The following is a 19,309-nucleotide window of genomic DNA, read 5'->3' on the forward strand; positions in this document are numbered from 1 at the left end:
GGACAACAATCAACGGCGTGGCAGGAACTGGAGAGGATCGACGGGTTTACCCTGACGGCGAATCTCGAAATGCAGCTTCACCCGATCAGTGCCCGTTGACCCCATTTCTGCGATCGTCTGCCCTGCCTTGACCTGCTGCCCCTCCCGAACCAAGAGCCTGCGGTTGTGACCGTAGGCACTGACGTAGGTATCGCTGTGTTTGATGATGATGAGCTCGCCATAGCCCCTCAAGCCACTGCCGGCGTAGACCACCGCTCCATCAGACGCAGCAAAAACAGGCTGTCCCAAATCACCGGCGATATCAATGCCTTTATTCAAACTACCGTTTGAAGCAAATTTTCCAATCAGCACGCCGCTCGCCGGCCACGTCCATCCACCCACGGCACGCTCTGCGGCGGGCACTTGGGCAACCGTTTGCGAGGTGGTGGAAGGGGCAGTTGTGGCACTTTTGCCATTGCTGGTCGGTGGCGAGGTGGTCGAGACCGGACGGCGGGTGACCGTGGTCCTGCTCGACGAAGAAGGGCCGCTGGTGACCACCGTGGTGCTACCGCCGGCGCCACTGCTGAAGCGGATAGGCTGGCCCGGGCGAATGGTGTAGGGGGCGGCGATGTTGTTGCGCGCCGCCAGTTCCTTGTAGTCCCAACCGTAGCGGAACGCGATGGAGAACAGCGTGTCGCCTGGCTTGACGATGTACTGCCCCGAGGTGACGGTCGGGCGCTTGGGCGCCGCGTTGTTGCGGTCCACCACGCGCGCGCCGTTCGAGCCGGTACTGGAGCAGCCGGCCAGCAGGGTCCCCATGGCCAGCGCAATCACCAGAAGCTTCAAACCCGACCGATCCTTGCGCTGCCGCATGACTGTGTGACCCACCCGCGCTCCCCTCATGGTGCCAAAAGATGACGCTGCAAAATGCAACAATGTTTCAATTATAACCGAGCCTCTCGTCTTGCGGTGGCTCGTCCTCCCCGCCAGCACCGGGAGCCACGCCTGATAGACAGGCGCCAGTCGCACTAATTCGCCGACGGCGCAAATATTGTGGCGCGCCGCTCAGGCCAGCGGGCCGTTGAGCAGCGGCACGAAGCGTACCGCGCCCAGCACCCGGCGCGAGAAACCCTGCTCCTCGCGCACGATCAGCATCAGTTGCTGCGCCTCTCCGGCGGGCCCGACCGGGATCACCATGCGCCCACCGGGCGCCAACTGATCGAGCAATGCCTGCGGCACCTCGGGCGCCACGGCCGTGACGATGATGCCATTGTAGGGCGCCAGCGCCGGCCAGCCTTCGCAGCCGTCCCCCCAGCGGAACACCACGTTGCGCAGGTTGAGCTCGATCAGGCGCTCCTTGGCCCGGTCCTGCAGGACCTTGATCCGCTCCACCGAAAACACCCGCTCGACCAGCTGGGCCAGGATCGCTGTCTGGTAGCCCGAACCGGTGCCGATCTCCAGCACCTTGTCCAGCGGCCCGGCTTCGAGCAGCAGCTCGCTCATGTGCGCCACCATGAACGGCTGGGAAATGGTCTGGTTATGGCCGATCGGCAGCGCTGTGTCTTCATACGCGCGATGGGCCAGGGCCTCGTCGACGAACAGGTGGCGCGGAGTGCGGCGAATGGTCTCGAGCACCTTGGTGTTCGAGACGCCCTCTTCGTACAGGCGCTGGATCAACCGCTCCCGGGTACGCTGCGAGGTCATGCCGATCCCACGGCGCATCAGATCGTCCTGCTCGCGCATCAGAGCACGCCCTCCAGCCAACCCTCGAAACGCTCGAAGGCATCGTTGAAGGTGCGGTCCAACTGCAACGGGGTGATCGACACATAGCCTTGCATCACCGCATGGAAGTCGGTGCCAGGGCCGCCGTCTTCGGCATCGCCCGCCACGGCGATCCAGTAGCCTTCCTTGCCACGCGGGTTGACCACCTTGGTCGGCGCCGCCGCCCGCGCCCGGTGCCCCAGGCGGGTGAGCTGGATGCCTCGGATGTGTTCCAGCGGCAGGTTGGGGATGTTGACGTTGAGCACGGTGCGTGGCGGCAGCTCCAGCCGCGACTGCGCCTCCACCAGCCGGCGGGCGATGTAGGCGGCGCTCGGCAGATTGTCGGGCAGGCGCGAAAGCAGCGAGAAGGCCAGCGAGGTACCACCGAGGAAGCGCCCTTCCAGCGCGGCGGCGACCGTGCCGGAATACAGAACGTCGTCGCCCAGGTTGGCGCCCAGGTTGATGCCGGACACCACCATGTCGGGGGTCTGCGGCAACAGGCCGTTGAGCCCCAGGTGCACGCAGTCGGTCGGCGTGCCGTTGAGGCTGATGAAGCCGTTGGCCAGGGGCTGCGGGTGCAGCGGCCGGTCCAGCGTCAGCGAACTGCTGGCGCCGCTCTTGTCTTGATCCGGGGCAATCACCACGCACTCGGCATAGTCCACCAGCGCTTCGTGCAGCGCGGCGATGCCGGGTGCGGTAACACCGTCGTCATTCGAAATCAGAATACGCATGGGCTGTCCGTCTGCCCTGCCGGCACCAGATCGACGAGTTCGCGCACCACCACGGTGGCGAAGCATCCGGCCGGAAGGACGAATTCCAGTTGCAGGATATCAGGCTCGGGATAATGCCACGTCAGCCGCCCAATAGGGAGCCGCAGGATGCGCCGTTCGTGATCCATGCCCGCTCGCGCCAGCCATTGGCACAACGCCGGATGACGCGCGGCGACCGCGGACTCGAGGGCGAGGGTCGCGCCCTGGCTGGGCGCCTCGCCGTCGCCCCACAGCGGACCGGTGGGGTGCAGGTCGAGAATGGCCAGGCGCGGATCGCTGCACTCGGCCTCTGTTGCGGGGAAGAAGCTGCGCTTGTCCGTGAAGGCCAGCAGGTCGCCGACCTGGGCACGCTGCCAGCTGCCGTCGGCGACGCGCTCGGCCAGCACCTGGTTGAACAGGTAACTGCGCCCGGCGGAAAGCAGCCGCGAGCGGACATTACGCTGCTCTGGCAGGGCTTGCCTCGCAGCCCAGTCCTGGGCGTCGTGGACGTTGCCTCCGGCATGGCCGAAGCGCTGGGCACCGAAATAGTTGGGCACGCCCTGCTGCTTCAACTGCGCCAAGCGTGCGTCGAGTGCCTGGTGATCGGCATTCAGACTGGTCAGGCGCAGGGTGAAGCCGTTGGCCGAGTGGGCGCCGCGCTGCAGCTTGCGCTGGTGACGCACCTGATTCAGCACGCGCAGGGTAGCGTCTTCGGCACGAGACAGGTCCGGGTCGGCCTTGCCGGGCAGGTGCAGGCTGAACCACTGGCGGGTCAGCGCCTGACGGTCCTTCAGGCCGGCGTAGCTGATGGCGCGCAGCGGCACGCCGGCGGCGCGGGCCAGGCGGCGGGCGGCCTCCTCGGTATTGAGCTCGCGCTTCTCGACCCACAGCCACAGGTGCTCACCCTCGCCGGACAGCGGGATATCGAGCACCTCGTCGACCTGGAAATCTTCGGCGACCGCCTTGAGCACCGCGGTGCCCAGGGCATCACCGCAGGCACGCGGCCCCAGCAGTTCCACTTCGGTCATGCTGGCAGCAGCAGGGCTACCGCGTGCACGGCGATACCCTCCTCACGGCCGGTGAAGCCCAGCTTCTCTTCGGTGGTGGCCTTGACGTTGACCTGGTCGAGTTCGACCTGCAGGTCTTCGGCGATCTGCTGGCGCATGGTTTCGATGTGCGGGGCCATCTTCGGTGCCTGGGCGACGATGGTGGCGTCGACGTTGCCGACCTTCCAGCCCTTGTTGCGCACGACGTCGACCACATGACGCAACAGCACGCGACTGTCGGCGCCCTTGAACTGCGGGTCGGTGTCGGGAAAGTGCTTGCCGATATCGCCCAGTGCCGCGGCGCCAAGCAGGGCATCGCTCACCGCGTGCAATAGCACGTCGCCATCGGAGTGGGCCAGCAGGCCGAACTTGTGGGGGATACGCACCCCGCCCAAGGTAATGAAATCACCGTCGCAGAAACGGTGGACATCGTAGCCGTGGCCAATACGCATAGAAAAACGCCCTGATTGAGTCAGGGCGTGATTCTACCTGCTTTTGAGGTATTGGGGCTGCTTCGCCGGCATGCCCGCTCCCACGGGGATTGCAGGTGCTGTCAGACCCTGCCCAACGCCTGCGCATGATGACGCAAGTGCTCATCGATGAAGCTGGCGATGAAGTAGTAGCTATGGTCATAGCCCGGCTGCAATCGCAGGGTCAGCGCATGCCCCCCCTTGCGCGCCGCCTGTTCCAGCGCTTGCGGCTTGAGCTGCTTGTCGAGGAAATCATCGCGATCGCCCTGATCCACCAGCAATGGCGGGCACTGTTCGACCTCGGCCAGCAACACGCTGGCGTCCCATTCCCGCCAGCGCGCACGGTCATCCCCCAGGTAACGGGAAAACGCCTTCTCGCCCCACGGGCAATCCATCGGATTGCTGATCGGCGAGAACGCCGACACCGAGCGATAACGCCCGGGGTTGCGCAGGGCGCAGACCAGTGCGCCATGGCCGCCCATGGAGTGACCACTGATGCCGCGCTGGTCGGACGCCGGGAAGTGCGCCTCGATCAACGCCGGCAGCTCATGCACCACATAATCGTGCATGCGATAGTGCTGCGCCCAGGGTTGCTGGGTGGCATTGAGATAGAAACCGGCACCCAGGCCGAAATCCCAGGCACCGTCCGGATCTCCCGGCACCTGCTCGCCGCGCGGGCTGGTGTCGGGGGCGACGATGATCAAGCCAAGCTCGGCGGCCAGGCGCTGCGCGCCGGCCTTCTGCATGAAGTTCTCATCGGTGCAGGTCAGGCCGCTGAGCCAGTACAGCACCGGCAACTTCTCGCCCTGCTCGGCCTGGGGCGGCAGGTACACGGCGAACACCATGTCGCAGCCGAGCACCTTGGAAGTGTGGCGGTAACGCTTGTGCCAGCCGCCGAAGCTCTTCTGGCAGGAGATGTTTTCCAGCGTCATGGCATGGCCTCAGAAGTGGATCACGCTGCGGATGCTCTTGCCTTCGTGCATCAGATCGAAGGCCTTGTTGATGTCTTCCAGGCCCATGGTGTGGGTGATGAAGGTATCCAGCGGGATCTCGCCCTTTTCCGACATTTCCACATAGCTCGGCAGCTCGCTGCGGCCACGCACGCCACCGAAGGCCGAGCCGCGCCACACGCGACCGGTCACCAGCTGGAACGGACGGGTGGCGATTTCCTGGCCGGCACCGGCCACGCCGATGATCACCGACTCGCCCCAGCCCTTGTGGCAGCACTCCAGCGCCGCGCGCATCAGTTGCACGTTGCCGATGCACTCGAAGGAGAAGTCCACGCCGCCGTCGGTGAGATCGACGATGACTTCCTGGATCGGGCGGTCGTGATCCTTCGGATTGACGCAGTCGGTGGCGCCCAGCTGGCGGGCGATCTCGAACTTGGCCGGGTTGATGTCGATGGCGATGATGCGCGAGGCCTTGGCCTTGACCGCGCCGATGATCGCCGACAGGCCGATGCCGCCGAGGCCGAAGATGGCGACGGTGTCACCGGGCTTGACCTTGGCGGTGTTGAGCACGGCGCCGATGCCGGTGGTCACGCCGCAGCCGAGCAGGCAGACCTTCTCCAGCGGGGCTTCCTTCTGGATCTTGGCCACGGAGATTTCCGGCAGCACGGTGTACTCGGAGAAGGTCGAGGTGCCCATGTAGTGGAACAGCTGCTGGCCCTTGTAGCTGAAGCGGGTGGTGCCGTCCGGCATCAAGCCCTTGCCCTGCGTGGCGCGGATGGCCTGGCACAGGTTGGTCTTGCCCGACAGGCAGAATTTGCACTTGCCGCATTCCGGGGTGTACAGCGGGATCACGTGATCACCGACCGCCACCGAGGTCACGCCCTCGCCCACCGCCTCGACGATGGCGCCACCTTCGTGGCCGAGGATGGACGGGAAGATGCCTTCCGGGTCGGCACCGGACAGGGTGTAGGCATCGGTATGGCAGACGCCCGAGGCGACGACGCGCAGCAGCACTTCGCCGGCCTTGGGCATGGCCACGTCCACTTCGACGATTTCCAGGGGTTTCTTGGCCTCGAAGGCTACGGCAGCACGGGACTTGATCATCAAAGGTCTCCAGAAAAGGGGTCGGTTACTGGCTGCCAGTGTAATTCACCGCCTTTTGATGAATAATCCAGCCATTCACAAAACATTATTGCCATTCAGGGATAATCCATGAGCAGTCGCTGGGAAGGCATCGACGAGTTCGTCGCAGTGGCCGAATCGGGCCAGTTCACCGCCGCCGCCGAACGTCTTGGGGTGTCGTCTTCGCACATCAGTCGGCAGATCGCCCGCCTGGAGGAACGCCTGCAGACTCGTCTGCTGTACCGCAGCACGCGACGGGTGACCCTGAGCGAAGCCGGGCAGACCTTTCTCCAGCACTGCCAGCGCCTGCAGGATGGCCGCGAGGAAGCGCTGCGTGCCATGGGCGACCTGGCCAGCGAACCCAAGGGCCTGCTGCGCATGACCTGCGCGGTGGCCTATGGCGAACGCTTCATCGTGCCGCTGGTGACGCGCTTCATGGCGCAGTACCCGCAGTTGCGGGTCGAGGTGGAACTGAGCAACCGCACCCTCGACCTGCTGCACGAAGGCATGGACCTGGCGATCCGCCTGGGGCGCTTGCAGGATTCGCGGCTGGTGGCCACGCGCCTGGCGCCGCGGCGCATGTACCTGTGCGCCTCGCCGGCCTACCTGGAGCGCTATGGGCGGCCGCACAGCCTGTCGGAGCTGGCGCGGCACAACTGCCTGGTGGGTAGTTCGGACCTGTGGGCGCTGCAGCAGGAGGGTCGCGAGATCACCCAGAGGGTGCAGGGCAACTGGCGCTGCAACAGCGGCCAGGCGGTGCTGGACGCGGCGCTGCAAGGCATGGGGCTGTGCCAGTTGCCGGATTACTACGTGCTCGAACATTTGCACAGTGGGGCGCTGGTATCGTTGCTGGAGGGGCATCAGCCACCGAATACGGCGGTGTGGGCGTTGTATCCGCAGCAGCGGCATCTGTCGCCGAAGGTACGCAGGTTGGTTGATTACCTGAAGGACGGGTTGGCGCAGTTGCCGGAGTATCGCACCACTCCCCTGTAGGAGTGGGCGTGTCCCGCGCAGCAGGCAGCGCGTGGCATTGCCGGCGTTCGCGGGGTATGCCCGCGCCTACAGAGGTAGTGCCAGGTCGGTGCTCAGCGACGCCCGGCCCAGCGCTGGCGCAGCCACTCCAGGTCTTCCGGGCGGGTCACCTTGATGTTGTCGCTGCGCCCTTCGACCAGGCGTGGCGCATAGCCGGCCCATTCGATGGCGGACGATTCATCGGTAACCGCCACATCAGACACCAGGCACTCGGCCAGCGCCCGATGCAGCATGCCGAGGCGGAACATCTGCGGGGTGTAGGCCTGCCAGACGGTACTGCGATCGACCGTGGCCGCCACCCTGCCCTCGCCGTCGGCACGCTTGAGCGTGTCCCGTGCGGGAACGGCCAGCAACCCACCTACAGGATCTTCAGCCAAGGCTGACAACAACTTGTCCAGATCGCTGCGTGCCAGATTCGGCCGCGCGGCGTCGTGCACCAGCACCCAGTCATCGTCCGACGCGCCTTGGGCATGCAGCAGCAACAAAGCGTTGAGGACCGAATCGGCCCGTTCACGCCCGCCCGGTGCACGCTGGATGTTCACATCGCTGGCGCAGCGCAGGCCGGGCCAGTAGGGATCTTCTTCGGCAATGCTGACCACCACGCCCTTGAGCGCTGGATGGCCGAGGAAACAGTCGAGGCTATGCTCGAGGAGGGTCTGACCGCCCAGCTGCAGATACTGCTTGGGTCGGTCGGCAGCCATGCGGGCACCGACGCCCGCGGCGGGAATCACGGCCCAGAAGGCCGGCAGTTCGTTTGTCATTTCTGCGGCAACTGGTAGAGGGTTTCGCCCTCCTTGACCATTCCCAGCTCATGACGAGCCCGTTCTTCCACGGTCTCCATACCTTTCTTCAACTCCAGAACTTCAGCATCGAGCACGCGATTGCGCTCCAGCAGCCGCTCGTTTTCCGCGTGCTGGTCAGCGATCTGCTGCTTGAGTTCGGTCACTTGCGCCAAGCTGCCATTACCTACCCAAAGGCGATACTGCAGGCCGCCGAGCAGCAGGAGCAGGACGAGGAACAACCAATAGGGACTGCGCATGAAGATATCCAGGGTAAAAAAGGCCGCCGCAGCGAGCTTCCGATAGCACGAAGCCTGGCCGAGGCCAGGCTTCGTCGACAGAAACCCGTGGAGACAACCGAACGATCAGTGCGAACGTTCAGCCGGCCCCGGCTGCTGCCTTTTTACCATCTCTTGCTCAGCCGCGAAACTCGGCACGGCCGCGATAAACCGCCTTGGCGCCCAGTTGCTCTTCGATACGCAGCAGTTGGTTGTACTTGCTGACGCGGTCGGAACGGCACAGCGAACCGGTCTTGATCTGGCCGGCGGCGGTACCCACGGCCAGGTCGGCGATGGTCGAGTCTTCGGTTTCACCGGAACGGTGCGAGATCACCGCGGTGTAGCCGGCGGCCTTGGCCATCTGGATGGCTTCCAGGGTCTCGGTCAGCGAGCCGATCTGGTTGAACTTGATCAGGATCGAGTTGCCGATGCCCTTCTCGATGCCTTCCTTGAGGATCTTGGTGTTGGTCACGAACAGGTCGTCGCCGACCAGCTGGACCTTCTCGCCGATCTTGTCGGTCAGGATCTTCCAGCCGGCCCAGTCGGACTCGTCCAGGCCGTCTTCGATCGAGATGATCGGGAAGCGCTCGGTCAGGCCCTTCAGGTAATCGGCGAAGCCTTCGGCGTCGAACGACTTGCCTTCACCGGACAGGTTGTACTTGCCGTCTTCGTAGAATTCGGAAGCCGCGCAGTCCAGGGCCAGGGTCACGTCGGTGCCCAGCTTGTAGCCGGCCTTCTCGACGGCTTCGGCGATGGCGCCCAGGGCGTCCTCGTTGGAAGCCAGGTTCGGGGCGAAGCCACCTTCGTCACCGACGGCGGTGTTCAGGCCACGGGCCTTCAGCACAGCCTTGAGGTGGTGGAAAATCTCGGTGCCCATGCGCAGGCCATCGGAGAAGGTCTTGGCGCCAACCGGCTGAACCATGAACTCCTGGATGTCGACGTTGTTGTCGGCGTGCTCACCACCGTTGATGATGTTCATCATCGGTACCGGCATGGAGTACTGGCCTGGGGTGCCGTTGAGGTTGGCGATGTGCGCGTACAGCGGCAGGTCCTGGTCCTGGGCGGCGGCCTTGGCGGCAGCCAGGGACACGGCCAGGATGGCGTTGGCGCCCAGCTTGGCCTTGTTCTCGGTACCGTCCAGCTCGATCATGGCGCGGTCCAGGGCTTTCTGGTCGGACGGATCCTTGCCCAGCAGCAGGTCGCGGATCGGGCCGTTGATGTTGGCAACGGCCTTCAGCACGCCCTTGCCCAGGTAACGGCTCTTGTCGCCATCACGCAGCTCCAGCGCTTCGCGCGAGCCAGTGGAAGCACCAGACGGCGCACAGGCGCTGCCGATGATGCCGTTGTCGAGCAGTACATCGGCTTCCACGGTGGGGTTGCCACGCGAATCGAGAACTTCACGACCTTTGATGTCGACGATCTTTGCCATTGTTGTAAGCACTCCAGAATTGACGAAAACAACGCAGCTTTGGGAATTCTTGCCGTTCACCAGGCGACATGGCACGGGCAGGCCTGGCGAAGGGAGCCCCTGACCGATAGGTCAGGGGTGGAACGGGCGGTACTTTACCCGAGAAAAGGGCTTTACGCGGTTTCTACCGTCGGAAAACTTTTCACCAGGTCGTCCAGTTGCTTGAGCTGGCCGAGGAACGGCTCCAGCTTGTCCAGGCGCAGGGCGCAAGGACCGTCGCACTTGGCGTTGTCCGGATCCGGGTGGGCCTCGAGGAACAGGCCCGCCAGGCCCTGGCTCATGCCGGCCTTGGCCAGGTCGGTGACCTGGGCACGGCGGCCACCGGCGGAATCGGCGCGACCACCTGGGGTCTGCAGCGAGTGGGTGACATCGAAGAACACCGGGTACTCGAACTGCTTCATGATGCCGAAGCCGAGCATGTCCACCACCAGGTTGTTGTAACCGAAGCTCGAACCGCGCTCGCACAGGATGAGCTGGTCGTTGCCGGCCTCGACGCACTTGGCGAGGATGTGCTTCATCTCGTGCGGCGCGAGGAACTGCGCCTTCTTGATGTTGATCACCGCACCGGTCTTTGCCATCGCCACGACCAGGTCGGTCTGGCGCGACAGGAAGGCCGGCAGCTGGATGATGTCGCACACCTTGGCCACCGGCTCGCACTGGTAGGGCTCGTGCACGTCGGTGATCACCGGCACGTTGAAGGTCTTCTTGATCTCCTCGAAGATCTTCAGACCCTCTTCCATGCCCGGGCCACGGTACGAGTTGACCGACGAACGGTTGGCCTTGTCGAAGCTGGCCTTGAACACGTACGGGATGCCGAGCTTCTCGGTCACCCGCACGTACTCCTCGCAGACCTTCAGGGCCAGATCACGGGATTCCAGGACGTTCATGCCGCCGAACAGGACGAACGGCTTGTCGTTGGCGATCTCGATGTTACCGACGCGAATGATCTTCTGAGTCATGGGTCAGGCCTTGTTCTTCTGTGCCAGGGCAGCCTTGACGAAACCACTGAACAGCGGGTGGCCGTCACGTGGGGTCGAGGTGAATTCCGGGTGGAACTGGCAGGCGACGAACCATGGGTGGTCCTTCGACTCGACCACTTCGACCAGCGCGCCATCTTCGGAACGACCGGAAACCACCAGGCCGGCGTCGATCAGCTGCGGCAGCAGGTTGTTGTTGACTTCGTAGCGGTGACGGTGGCGCTCGGTGATCACATCCTTGCCGTAGCAGTCATGGACCTTGGAACCGGCGACGATCTGGCAGTCCTGCGCGCCCAGGCGCATGGTACCGCCCAGGTCGGAAGCTTCGGTACGGGTCTCGACCGCGCCGGTGGCATCGGCCCACTCGGTGATCAGACCGACGACCGGGTGGCCGCTGCTGCGGTCGAACTCGGTGGAGTTGGCGTCCTTCCAGCCCATGACGTTACGGGCGAACTCGATCACGGCCACCTGCATGCCGAGGCAGATGCCCAGGTACGGGACCTTGTTCTCACGGGCGTACTGCACCGCGGTGATCTTGCCTTCCACGCCGCGCAGGCCGAAACCGCCCGGGACCAGGATGGCATCGGCGCCTTCGAGCAGGCTGGTGCCCTGGTTCTCGATGTCTTCGGAGTCGATGTAGCGCAGGTTGACCTTGGTACGGTTGGTGATGCCGGCGTGGCTCATCGCTTCGATCAGCGACTTGTACGCGTCCAGCAGCTCCATGTACTTGCCGACCATGGCGATGGTCACTTCCTGCTCAGGGTTGAGCTTGGCGTCGACCACCTTGTCCCACTCGGACAGGTCGGCGCTGTTGCACTGCAGGCCGAAGCGCTCGACGACGAAGTCGTCCAGGCCCTGGGCATGCAGCACGCCTGGGATCTTGTAGATGGTGTCGACGTCTTCCAGCGAGATCACCGCACGCTCTTCGACGTTGGTGAACAGCGCGATCTTGCGGCGCGACGACGCATCGACCGGGTGGTCGGAGCGGCAGATCAGCACGTCAGGCTGCAGGCCGATGGAACGCAGTTCCTTGACCGAGTGCTGGGTCGGCTTGGTCTTGGTCTCGCCGGCGGTGGCGATGTACGGCACCAGGGTCAGGTGCATCAGCATCGCGCGCTTGGAACCCACTTCGACGCGCAGCTGGCGGATCGCCTCGAGGAACGGCTGCGACTCGATGTCGCCCACGGTGCCGCCGATCTCGACCAGCGCGACGTCGGCGTCACCGGCGCCCTTGATGATGCGGCGCTTGATCTCGTCGGTGATGTGCGGGATGACCTGGATGGTCGCGCCCAGGTAATCGCCACGGCGTTCTTTACGCAGCACGTGCTCGTAGATGCGGCCGGTGGTGAAGTTGTTGTTCTGGGTCATCGTGGTGCGGATGAACCGCTCGTAGTGGCCCAGGTCGAGGTCGGTCTCGGCGCCGTCGTGGGTGACGAACACTTCACCGTGCTGGAACGGGCTCATGGTGCCCGGGTCGACGTTGATGTACGGGTCCAGCTTGAGCATGGTGACCTTGAGCCCCCGCGCTTCCAGGATGGCCGCCAGGGAAGCCGAGGCAATGCCTTTCCCCAATGAAGAAACAACACCGCCCGTGACGAATATGTAGCGCGTCATGAAAAACCCTAGAAGTCTGCGTTAAGGCGGTCAGCGCCGCCGGAGAAAGCGAAGGAAGGCCGAAGCCCCCGATCACCTGCGTCAATCACAGTGCATCTCGAAAAACTGCCGCGTCTGTACAGACCAGGGGTGTCCCCGGCATGGAGCTCGCTCGTCATTTTAAGAAATCAGCCCAGCAAAAAACTGCTTGGTAATCGGCAACTCCTGTGTTTTTGCGCAACCCACAGAAGCTGTATCAAGAAGGGAGGGTAGTCTACCGGAATGTACCCTTCATCTCAAACCTTGCACGTTCGTCGGTGGCTGCCAGTGCAGCTGGCAATCCGCCTGCGTCAGCTCGGGCAGGTTGGCCACCGCCAGCAATTGCTCACCCCGATACAGCAGCGGCAGGCGTGGACGCACGAAGTGCGGGATCTGCCATTCATTGAGCAGACGCTTGAGATCGCGACGGCCGCGGCCGGGCACCTGCACGACCTCGCCGCCCTGGCGGTAGCGGATGCACAGGTCAGCGCCCGCCTGGCCGGGCGCCAGGTGGACCCTGCCATTGCCCGGCAGGCGCAGGGGGCGTGCACTGTCGAGCCAGGGCTGTTCGCCCGCCACCGAGCTCAGCCAATCCCCGCTCAACCACCAGATGCGTCCATCGCTGCGGTGCAGCTCGCCATCGGTCAGACGCCAGATCGGAGCGGCATCGGGGGCCGCGTCGCGCAGATCGCTCCAGCCCGCCCAGTGGCGACTATCCGGCAGGCGAGTACGCTGGCTGAGCCAGAACTGCAGGGCGTTGCGCTGGCGCGCCGACGACAACGCCGCGAGCGTTTCGAGACCGAGGGAGTCCAGGCCCAGCCAAGGCAGCGGCGCATTGTCGCAGGCGGCTGCCAGGTCGCTGGCGGCCAGTTCGTCCAGCAGGCCCAGCGCCTCCCCCAGGTGTTCAGCGCTGCGTGCCAGATTAGCTTCGGCCTGGGGCCAGCGCTGGCGCAGCAGCGGGAAGACCTCGCCACGAAGGAAGTTGCGGGCGAAGGCCGTATCGCCGTTGGACGGGTCGTCGACCCATGCCAGCCCATGGGCATCGGCATATGCCTGCAACTGTTGGCGCGACAGCCCCAGCATCGGCCGCACCAGAGTGCCCCGCCCCAGCGCCCGCTGTTGTGGCATGGCGGCCAATCCACGCAAGCCTGCGCCACGCAGCAGGCGAAACAGCAGAGTTTCGGCCTGATCGTCACGGTGCTGGCCGGTGAATAGCACCTCGCCTGCGCCCAACCGTTTTTCGAAGGCGCCGTAGCGGGCATTGCGGGCCGCCTGTTCCAGGCTGGCGCCGGGGGCGATCTGGACAGGGACCACATCGAGTTCGACACCCAGTGCGGCGCACACTGCTTGGCAGTGATCGGGCCAGGCGTCGGCGGCGGCTTGCAGGCCGTGATGGACATGAATGGCGCGCAAGGGAGGCGCTGGGTGGTTGTGGGTGTAGTCGGCGAGCAGGTGCAGCAGGACAGTGGAGTCCAGGCCGCCGGAGAAGGCGACGTACCAGGCGGGGGCGTTGAGCCAGAGGGTGAGGTTGAGCATCAGGGCCTCACAGGGCATTAGATCGCCGGGGGCGCTTTGCGCCCCTTTCGCGACACAAGGCCGCTCCTACAGGGTGGCGCCAGTTTCGAATACTGCGCGATCCTGCAGGAGCGGCCTTGTGCCGCGAAAGGGCCGCGAAGCGGCCCCCGGAATCCATCAGAGGCCGTAGCTCATCAGGCGATCGTAACGGCGCTTGAGCAGCGCGTCGTTGTCGAGCTTGCCGAGCATGTCCAGCTGTTCGATCAGGTCGGCGCGAACATTGGCCGCCATCTTCGCCGGATCACGGTGAGCGCCGCCCAGCGGCTCCTGGATGACCTTGTCGACGATGTTCAGGCTCTTCAGGCGCTCGGCGGTCACGCCCATGGCCTCGGCGGCGTCGGCCGCACGGTCGGCGGTCTTCCACAGGATCGAGGCACAGCCTTCCGGCGAGATCACCGAGTAGGTGGAGTACTGCAGCATGTTCAGCTGGTCGCACACGCCGATGGCCAGCGCGCCGCCGGAACCACCCTCACCGATCACGGTGGCGATGATCGGGGTCTTCAGGCGCGCCATCACGCGCAGGTTCCAGGCGATGGCCTCGCTCTGGTTGCGCTCTTCGGCATCGATGCCCGGGTAGGCGCCCGGGGTGTCGATGAAGGTCAGGATCGGCATCTTGAAGCGCTCGGCCATTTCCATCAGACGGCAGGCCTTGCGGTAGCCTTCCGGACGCGGCATGCCGAAGTTGCGGCGCACTTTTTCGCGCACTTCACGGCCCTTCTGGTGGCCGATGACCATCACCGGCTTGTCGTTCAGGCGCGCGGTACCGCCGACGATGGCGGCGTCGTCGGAGAAATGACGGTCGCCGTGCAGCTCCTCGAACTCGGTGAAGATGTGATCGATGTAGTCGAGGGTGTACGGGCGGCGCGGATGACGCGCCAGACGGGCGATCTGCCAGCTGGTCAGGTTGCCGAAGATGCTCTCGGTCAGGGTGCTGCTCTTGTCCTGCAGACGGGCAATTTCATCGCTGATGTTCAGCGAGTTGTCGTTGCCCACCAGGCGCAGCTCTTCGATCTTGGCTTGCAGGTCGGCAATCGGCTGTTCGAAATCGAGGAAATTCGGGTTCATAGGCTTCCGTCTTGGGTCTACGGCCAGGCGGCCGGCCGGTGGATCCGTTTGGCGCCCTACCTTAAGGGATCAGGCGCATAAAGGTCGAGATTAAAATGCGTCGTTTCAACGGTATTGCAGGAAGACGTTCTCACGCCCGAACTGGTCACGCAGGGCCTGAATCAGGCCATCGGCCGGGTCGATGCACCACTGGTCGCCGAACTGCAGCATGGCCTTGGCGTCGCTGCCGGTGTACTCCAGGGTGATCGGGCAGCCGCCGCGATGGCGGGTGATCAGCTCGCCCAGCCAGCTCAGGCGATCGCCCTTGAGCGCGTCATGGGTGATTTTCAGGCGCAGGCTCTCGGCCAGTTTGGTCCGGGCATCCTCCATGGTCATCACCGTCTTGACCCGCAGGCGCAGGCCGCCGGAGAAGTCGTCGTTGCTCACCTCCCCTTCCACCACCACCATGGCGTCGGTCTGCAGCAGGGCCTGGGCGGCCATGAAGGCATCGGCGAACAGCGAGGCCTCGATGCGCCCGGAACGGTCATCGAGGGTGACGAAGCCCATCTTGTCGCCCTTCTTGTTCTTCATCACCCGCAGGGCAATGATCATCCCGGCGATGGTCTGGGTGTCCCGCGCAGGTTTCAGGTCGACGATGCGCTGGCGAGCGAAGCGGCGGATCTCGGTCTCGTACTCATCGATCGGATGGCCGGTGAGGTACAGGCCGAGGGTGTCCTTTTCGCCCTTGAGGCGCTCTTTGAGGGTCAGATCGCGCACCTTGCGGTGGTTGGCGTAGACGTCCGCGTCCGCCTCATCGAACATGCCGCCGAACAGGTCGATGTGACCACTGTCAGCGGTATGGGCGGCCTGCTCGGCGGCCTTGACGGCCTCGCCCAGCGCCGACAGCAAGGTCGCACGGTTAAGGTCGATGTTGGCCTGGTAGGCCTTGATCTCGTCATGGAAGTGCGGGCCCAGGCGGTCCAGCGCGCCACTGCGGATCAGCGCGTCCAGGGTGCGCTTGTTGACCCGCTTGAGGTCGATGCGCTCGCAGAAGTCGAACAGGTCCTTGAACGGACCGCCTTCGGCGCGGGCCTCGACGATCGCCTCCACCGGGCCCTCGCCCACGCCCTTGATCGCGCCCAGGCCATAGACGATACGGCCGTCGTCGTTGACGGTGAACTTGAAGTCGGAGAAGTTCACGTCCGGCGCGTCGAGGCGCAGCTTCATGCTGCGCACTTCCTCGACCAGCACCACCACCTTGTCGGTGTTGTGCATATCCGCCGACAGCACCGCGGCCATGAACGGCGCCGGGTAGTGGGTCTTCAGCCAGGCAGTCTGGTACGACACCAGGCCGTAGGCGGCGGAGTGGGATTTGTTGAAGCCGTAGCCAGCGAACTTCTCTACCAGATCGAAGATGTTACCGGCGAGGTCCGCATCGATGTTGTTGGCCACGCAGCCTTCGATGAAGCCACCGCGCTGCTTGGCCATTTCCTCGGGCTTTTTCTTACCCATGGCCCGGCGCAGCATGTCGGCGCCACCGAGGGTGTAGCCGGCCATCACCTGGGCGATCTGCATCACCTGCTCCTGGTACAGGATGATGCCGTAGGTGGGCGCAAGTACCGGCTTCAGGCCTTCGTACTGGTAGTCGGAGTGCGGGTAGGCGAGCTCTGCGCGACCGTGTTTGCGGTTGATGAAGTCGTCCACCATGCCCGACTGCAACGGCCCGGGGCGGAACAACGCCACCAGTGCGATGAGGTCTTCCAGGCAGTCGGGCTTGAGCTTCTTGATCAGCTCTTTCATGCCGCGCGATTCGAGCTGGAACACCGCCGTGGTCTCGGCCTTCTGCAGCAGCTCGTAGGTCTTGCGGTCGTCCAGCGGGATGAAGTCGATATTGACGTCGGGCAGGTTCTTCTTGGCCTGCTCGCGGTTGATGATCTCCATCGCCCACTTGATGATCGTCAGGGTACGCAGGCCGAGGAAGTCGAACTTCACCAGGCCCGCAGCCTCGACGTCGTCCTTGTCGAACTGGGTCACCAGGCCGCCGCCTTCTTCATCACAGGCGATCGGCGAGAAATCGGTGAGCTTGGTCGGCGCGATCACCACGCCACCGGCGTGCTTGCCGGTACCGCGGGTGACACCTTCGAGCTTCAGGGCCATGTCCCAGATCTCGCGGGCGTCCTCGTCACCTTTGAGGAAGTCGCGCAGGATCTCTTCCTGCTCGTAGGCCTTCTCCAGGGTCATGCCCACTTCGAACGGGATCATCTTCGACAGGCGGTCGGCCAGGCCGTAGGACTTGCCCTGCACCCGCGCCACGTCGCGCACCACCGCCTTGGCGGCCATGGTGCCGAAAGTGATGATCTGGCTCACCGCGTTGCGCCCGTAGGCCTCGGCCACGTAGTCGATCACCCGGTCGCGGCCATCCATGCAGAAGTCGACGTCGAAGTCGGGCATGGAAATACGTTCAGGGTTGAGGAACCGCTCGAACAGCAGGTCGTAAGCCAGCGGGTCGAGGTCGGTGATCTTCAATACATAGGCCACCAGCGAGCCGGCACCCGAGCCCCGGCCAGGGCCGACCGGAACGTCGTTGTTCTTGGCCCACTTGATGAAGTCCATAACGATCAGGAAGTAACCGGGGAAGCCCATCTGGATGATGATGTCCAGCTCGAACTTCAGGCGGTCCAGATAAACCTGGCGCTTCTCTTCGTAGTTGGGCGTGGTCTCCTTCGGCCAGAGCACCGCCAGGCGCTCTTCCAGGCCTTCGTGGGAGACATGGCGCAGGTAGTCGTCGATGCCCATGCCGTTGGGCGTGGGGAAATCGGGAAGGAAGTACTTGCCCAGCTGCACGGTGATGTTGCAGCGCTTGGCGATCTGCACGGTGTTGGCGATGGCATCCGGCAGGTCGCTGAACAGCTCGGCCATCTCTTCGGCGGACTTGAGATACTGCTGATCGCTGTAGCCACGCGGACGACGCGGGTCGTCGAGGGTCCAGCCCTCGCCGATGCACACGCGGGTCTCGTGGGCATCGAAGTCCGACTGTTTGATGAAGCGCACGTCATTAGTCGCCACCAGCGGTGCGCCGAGCTTGTCGGCCAGGGCTACGGCGGCATGCACGTACTCTTCGTCGCCGGCACGATTGGTGCGCTGCACCTCGACGTAGAAACGATCCGGGAACATGCCCATCCAGTCGCCAAGGAGCGCCTCGGCCTCATCCTGGCGGCCGGCCATCAGGGCCATGCCGATATCGCCCTCCCTGGCCGCGGACAAGGCGATCAACCCCTCGCTGGCCGGGGCGATCCAGTCACGCTGGATGATCACCAGGCCGTTGCGCTGGCCATCGGTCCAGCCTCGCGAGATCAGCTCGGTGAGGTTGCGGTAGCCCTTGGGGTTCATGGCCAGGAAGCAGATGCGCGACAGCGGCGCTTCGGGATCGGCCCCGGCCAGCCACAGGTCGGCGCCGCAGATCGGCTTGATGCCGGCGCCCATGGCAGTCTTGTAGAACTTCACCAGCGAGCACATGTTGCTCTGGTCGGTGATCGCCACCGCCGGCATGTTCATCCCGGCCAGAGCCTTGGCCAGCGGCTTGATCCGTACCAGGCCGTCGACCAGGGAGAATTCGGAGTGCACGCGAAGGTGAACGAAGGAGACCGACATGAAGGATCCTGTAGCAGCGCTGAACGACAAGGGCGGGATTGTAGCGTAAACGGGCTCAATGCATGGGGCCGCTTCGCAGCCCTTTCGCCGCGGTTCGTCGCTACGACTAGCCGGCGCTGCAACTGTGGGAGCCGGCTTGCCGGCGAAAGGGGCGCGAAGCGGCCCCAATGTACTAGATCAAAGAGCTGGAGACCCCTTCACGGGCTTCCCATGCGGCTCGCACCGGGGCGAACGAACGCCGATGAATGGGCGTCGGCCCAAGACGGGCCAAGGCCTCGAGGTGCACCGGGGTCGGATACCCCTTGTGCCCGCCGATCCCGTATCCCGGATAGATCAGCTCGAAGGCGCTCATCTCGCGGTCGCGGGTGACTTTGGCCAGGATCGAGGCAGCCGCGATCGCCGGCACCTGGGAGTCGCCCTTGACCACGGGGGCCGCCGGCACGGCCAGCTTCGGACAGCGGTTGCCGTCGATCAGCGCCAGTTTCGGCGTGATGTGCAGCCCTTCGACCGCACGCTGCATGGCCAGCATGGTGGCGTGCAGGATATTCAGTCGATCGATTTCCTCGACCTCGGCCCGGGCGATGCAAAAGCTCAGGGCCTTTTCGCGAATCTCGTCGAACAGCGCATCGCGCCTGGCTTCGGTGAGTTTCTTCGAATCGTTCAGCCCAAGAATCGGGCGGTTCGGATCGAGGATCACCGCGGCAGTGACCACCGCGCCGCACAACGGGCCACGGCCCACTTCGTCAACGCCGGCCACCAGTTCTTCGACCAGGTTGAAATCCAGTCCCATCTGCAT

17 protein-coding genes are annotated in these 19,309 nt (G+C 64.4%); 1 reads left to right on the forward strand and 16 read right to left on the reverse strand.

What is annotated here, in order from left to right; translation table 11 throughout:
• Positions 1-9: 9 nt before the first annotated feature.
• The 7 genes from N7422_RS02640 to N7422_RS02670 all read right to left on the reverse strand — a co-directional run bounded on the left by N7422_RS02640 (position 10) and on the right by N7422_RS02670 (position 6,059).
• Positions 10-867 (reverse strand): peptidoglycan DD-metalloendopeptidase family protein, encoded by an 858-nt coding sequence (locus N7422_RS02640; RefSeq protein WP_279805019.1) that lies wholly within the window; start codon positions 865-867, stop codon positions 10-12.
• Positions 868-1,044: 177 nt separating this feature from the next.
• On the reverse strand, positions 1,045-1,683 hold the full coding sequence (locus tag N7422_RS02645) for a protein-L-isoaspartate(D-aspartate) O-methyltransferase (RefSeq protein WP_279805099.1): 639 nt from the start codon (positions 1,681-1,683) through the stop codon (positions 1,045-1,047).
• A 38-nt stretch (positions 1,684-1,721) separates the two neighbouring features.
• Entirely contained in the window at positions 1,722-2,471 is a 750-nt protein-coding gene (gene surE, locus N7422_RS02650) for a 5'/3'-nucleotidase SurE (RefSeq protein ID WP_279805020.1), read from the reverse strand.
• The gene (gene truD, locus N7422_RS02655) at positions 2,459-3,517 is read right to left on the reverse strand and encodes a tRNA pseudouridine(13) synthase TruD (RefSeq protein ID WP_279805021.1); all 1,059 of its coding nucleotides are present in this window, start codon (positions 3,515-3,517) and stop codon (positions 2,459-2,461) included. The genes surE and truD overlap by 13 nt, the downstream gene beginning before the upstream one ends.
• The gene (ispF, locus tag N7422_RS02660; RefSeq protein ID WP_279805022.1) at positions 3,514-3,987 is read right to left on the reverse strand and encodes a 2-C-methyl-D-erythritol 2,4-cyclodiphosphate synthase; all 474 of its coding nucleotides are present in this window, start codon (positions 3,985-3,987) and stop codon (positions 3,514-3,516) included. The genes truD and ispF overlap by 4 nt, the downstream gene beginning before the upstream one ends.
• Before the next feature lie 101 nt (positions 3,988-4,088).
• Positions 4,089-4,937, reverse strand: a complete 849-nt coding sequence (gene fghA / locus N7422_RS02665) for an S-formylglutathione hydrolase (protein WP_279805023.1) — start codon at positions 4,935-4,937, stop codon at positions 4,089-4,091.
• Between the two features lie 9 nt (positions 4,938-4,946).
• Entirely contained in the window at positions 4,947-6,059 is a 1,113-nt protein-coding gene (locus N7422_RS02670) for an S-(hydroxymethyl)glutathione dehydrogenase/class III alcohol dehydrogenase (protein ID WP_279805024.1), read from the reverse strand.
• A gap of 108 nt (positions 6,060-6,167) precedes the next feature.
• On the opposite strand from N7422_RS02670, the gene N7422_RS02675 reads away from it, so the two are divergent.
• Positions 6,168-7,070 (forward strand): LysR substrate-binding domain-containing protein, encoded by a 903-nt coding sequence (locus N7422_RS02675; protein ID WP_279805025.1) that lies wholly within the window; start codon positions 6,168-6,170, stop codon positions 7,068-7,070.
• Between the two features lie 92 nt (positions 7,071-7,162).
• Here N7422_RS02675 and ispD read toward each other — a convergent pair whose 3' ends face one another.
• From ispD to rnhB, 9 genes are all read right to left on the reverse strand, one after another.
• Positions 7,163-7,870, reverse strand: a complete 708-nt coding sequence (gene ispD, locus N7422_RS02680; RefSeq protein WP_279805026.1) for a 2-C-methyl-D-erythritol 4-phosphate cytidylyltransferase — start codon at positions 7,868-7,870, stop codon at positions 7,163-7,165.
• Positions 7,867-8,148, reverse strand: coding sequence for a cell division protein FtsB (gene ftsB, locus N7422_RS02685; protein WP_011535259.1), 282 nt, complete (start codon positions 8,146-8,148; stop codon positions 7,867-7,869). Before ftsB ends, ispD begins: the two co-directional genes overlap by 4 nt.
• Before the next feature lie 157 nt (positions 8,149-8,305).
• Positions 8,306-9,595, reverse strand: coding sequence for a phosphopyruvate hydratase (gene eno / locus N7422_RS02690; RefSeq protein ID WP_003252333.1), 1,290 nt, complete (start codon positions 9,593-9,595; stop codon positions 8,306-8,308).
• Between the two features lie 152 nt (positions 9,596-9,747).
• A complete protein-coding gene (gene kdsA, locus N7422_RS02695; protein ID WP_279805027.1) occupies positions 9,748-10,593 on the reverse strand; it encodes a 3-deoxy-8-phosphooctulonate synthase in 846 nt (281 codons plus the stop codon).
• Between the two features lie 3 nt (positions 10,594-10,596).
• Entirely contained in the window at positions 10,597-12,225 is a 1,629-nt protein-coding gene (locus tag N7422_RS02700; RefSeq protein ID WP_279805028.1) for a CTP synthase, read from the reverse strand.
• Between the two features lie 270 nt (positions 12,226-12,495).
• On the reverse strand, positions 12,496-13,779 hold the full coding sequence (tilS, locus tag N7422_RS02705; RefSeq protein ID WP_279805029.1) for a tRNA lysidine(34) synthetase TilS: 1,284 nt from the start codon (positions 13,777-13,779) through the stop codon (positions 12,496-12,498).
• 156 nt (positions 13,780-13,935) lie between these two features.
• Positions 13,936-14,883: an acetyl-CoA carboxylase carboxyltransferase subunit alpha gene (locus tag N7422_RS02710; RefSeq protein WP_279805030.1), complete on the reverse strand. Its 948-nt coding sequence runs from the start codon at positions 14,881-14,883 to the stop codon at positions 13,936-13,938.
• Between the two features lie 105 nt (positions 14,884-14,988).
• Positions 14,989-18,513, reverse strand: a complete 3,525-nt coding sequence (dnaE, locus tag N7422_RS02715; RefSeq protein ID WP_279805031.1) for a DNA polymerase III subunit alpha — start codon at positions 18,511-18,513, stop codon at positions 14,989-14,991.
• Positions 18,514-18,685: 172 nt separating this feature from the next.
• Positions 18,686-19,309, reverse strand: a complete 624-nt coding sequence (rnhB, locus tag N7422_RS02720; RefSeq protein WP_279805032.1) for a ribonuclease HII — start codon at positions 19,307-19,309, stop codon at positions 18,686-18,688.

The sequence above is a fragment of the Pseudomonas sp. GD04091 genome (genome assembly GCF_029836165.1).
In the GTDB taxonomy this organism is placed as follows: Bacteria; Pseudomonadota; Gammaproteobacteria; order Pseudomonadales; family Pseudomonadaceae; genus Aquipseudomonas.

Coding starts and splice junctions, on each gene's coding strand:
- N7422_RS02710 (WP_279805030.1), bottom strand. CDS start 14,883: ATGAACCCGAATTTCCTCGATTTCGAACAGCCGATTGCCGACCTGCAA.
- tilS (WP_279805029.1), bottom strand. CDS start 13,779: ATGCTCAACCTCACCCTCTGGCTCAACGCCCCCGCCTGGTACGTCGCC.
- surE (WP_279805020.1), bottom strand. CDS start 2,471: ATGCGTATTCTGATTTCGAATGACGACGGTGTTACCGCACCCGGCATC.
- eno (WP_003252333.1), bottom strand. CDS start 9,595: ATGGCAAAGATCGTCGACATCAAAGGTCGTGAAGTTCTCGATTCGCGT.
- N7422_RS02670 (WP_279805024.1), bottom strand. CDS start 6,059: ATGATCAAGTCCCGTGCTGCCGTAGCCTTCGAGGCCAAGAAACCCCTG.
- rnhB (WP_279805032.1), bottom strand. CDS start 19,309: ATGCAGATGGGACTGGATTTCAACCTGGTCGAAGAACTGGTGGCCGGC.
- dnaE (WP_279805031.1), bottom strand. CDS start 18,513: ATGTCGGTCTCCTTCGTTCACCTTCGCGTGCACTCCGAATTCTCCCTG.
- N7422_RS02645 (WP_279805099.1), bottom strand. CDS start 1,683: ATGACCTCGCAGCGTACCCGGGAGCGGTTGATCCAGCGCCTGTACGAA.
- kdsA (WP_279805027.1), bottom strand. CDS start 10,593: ATGACTCAGAAGATCATTCGCGTCGGTAACATCGAGATCGCCAACGAC.
- fghA (WP_279805023.1), bottom strand. CDS start 4,937: ATGACGCTGGAAAACATCTCCTGCCAGAAGAGCTTCGGCGGCTGGCAC.
- ispD (WP_279805026.1), bottom strand. CDS start 7,870: ATGACAAACGAACTGCCGGCCTTCTGGGCCGTGATTCCCGCCGCGGGC.
- ftsB (WP_011535259.1), bottom strand. CDS start 8,148: ATGCGCAGTCCCTATTGGTTGTTCCTCGTCCTGCTCCTGCTGCTCGGC.
- N7422_RS02675 (WP_279805025.1), top strand. CDS start 6,168: ATGAGCAGTCGCTGGGAAGGCATCGACGAGTTCGTCGCAGTGGCCGAA.
- ispF (WP_279805022.1), bottom strand. CDS start 3,987: ATGCGTATTGGCCACGGCTACGATGTCCACCGTTTCTGCGACGGTGAT.
- N7422_RS02700 (WP_279805028.1), bottom strand. CDS start 12,225: ATGACGCGCTACATATTCGTCACGGGCGGTGTTGTTTCTTCATTGGGG.
- truD (WP_279805021.1), bottom strand. CDS start 3,517: ATGACCGAAGTGGAACTGCTGGGGCCGCGTGCCTGCGGTGATGCCCTG.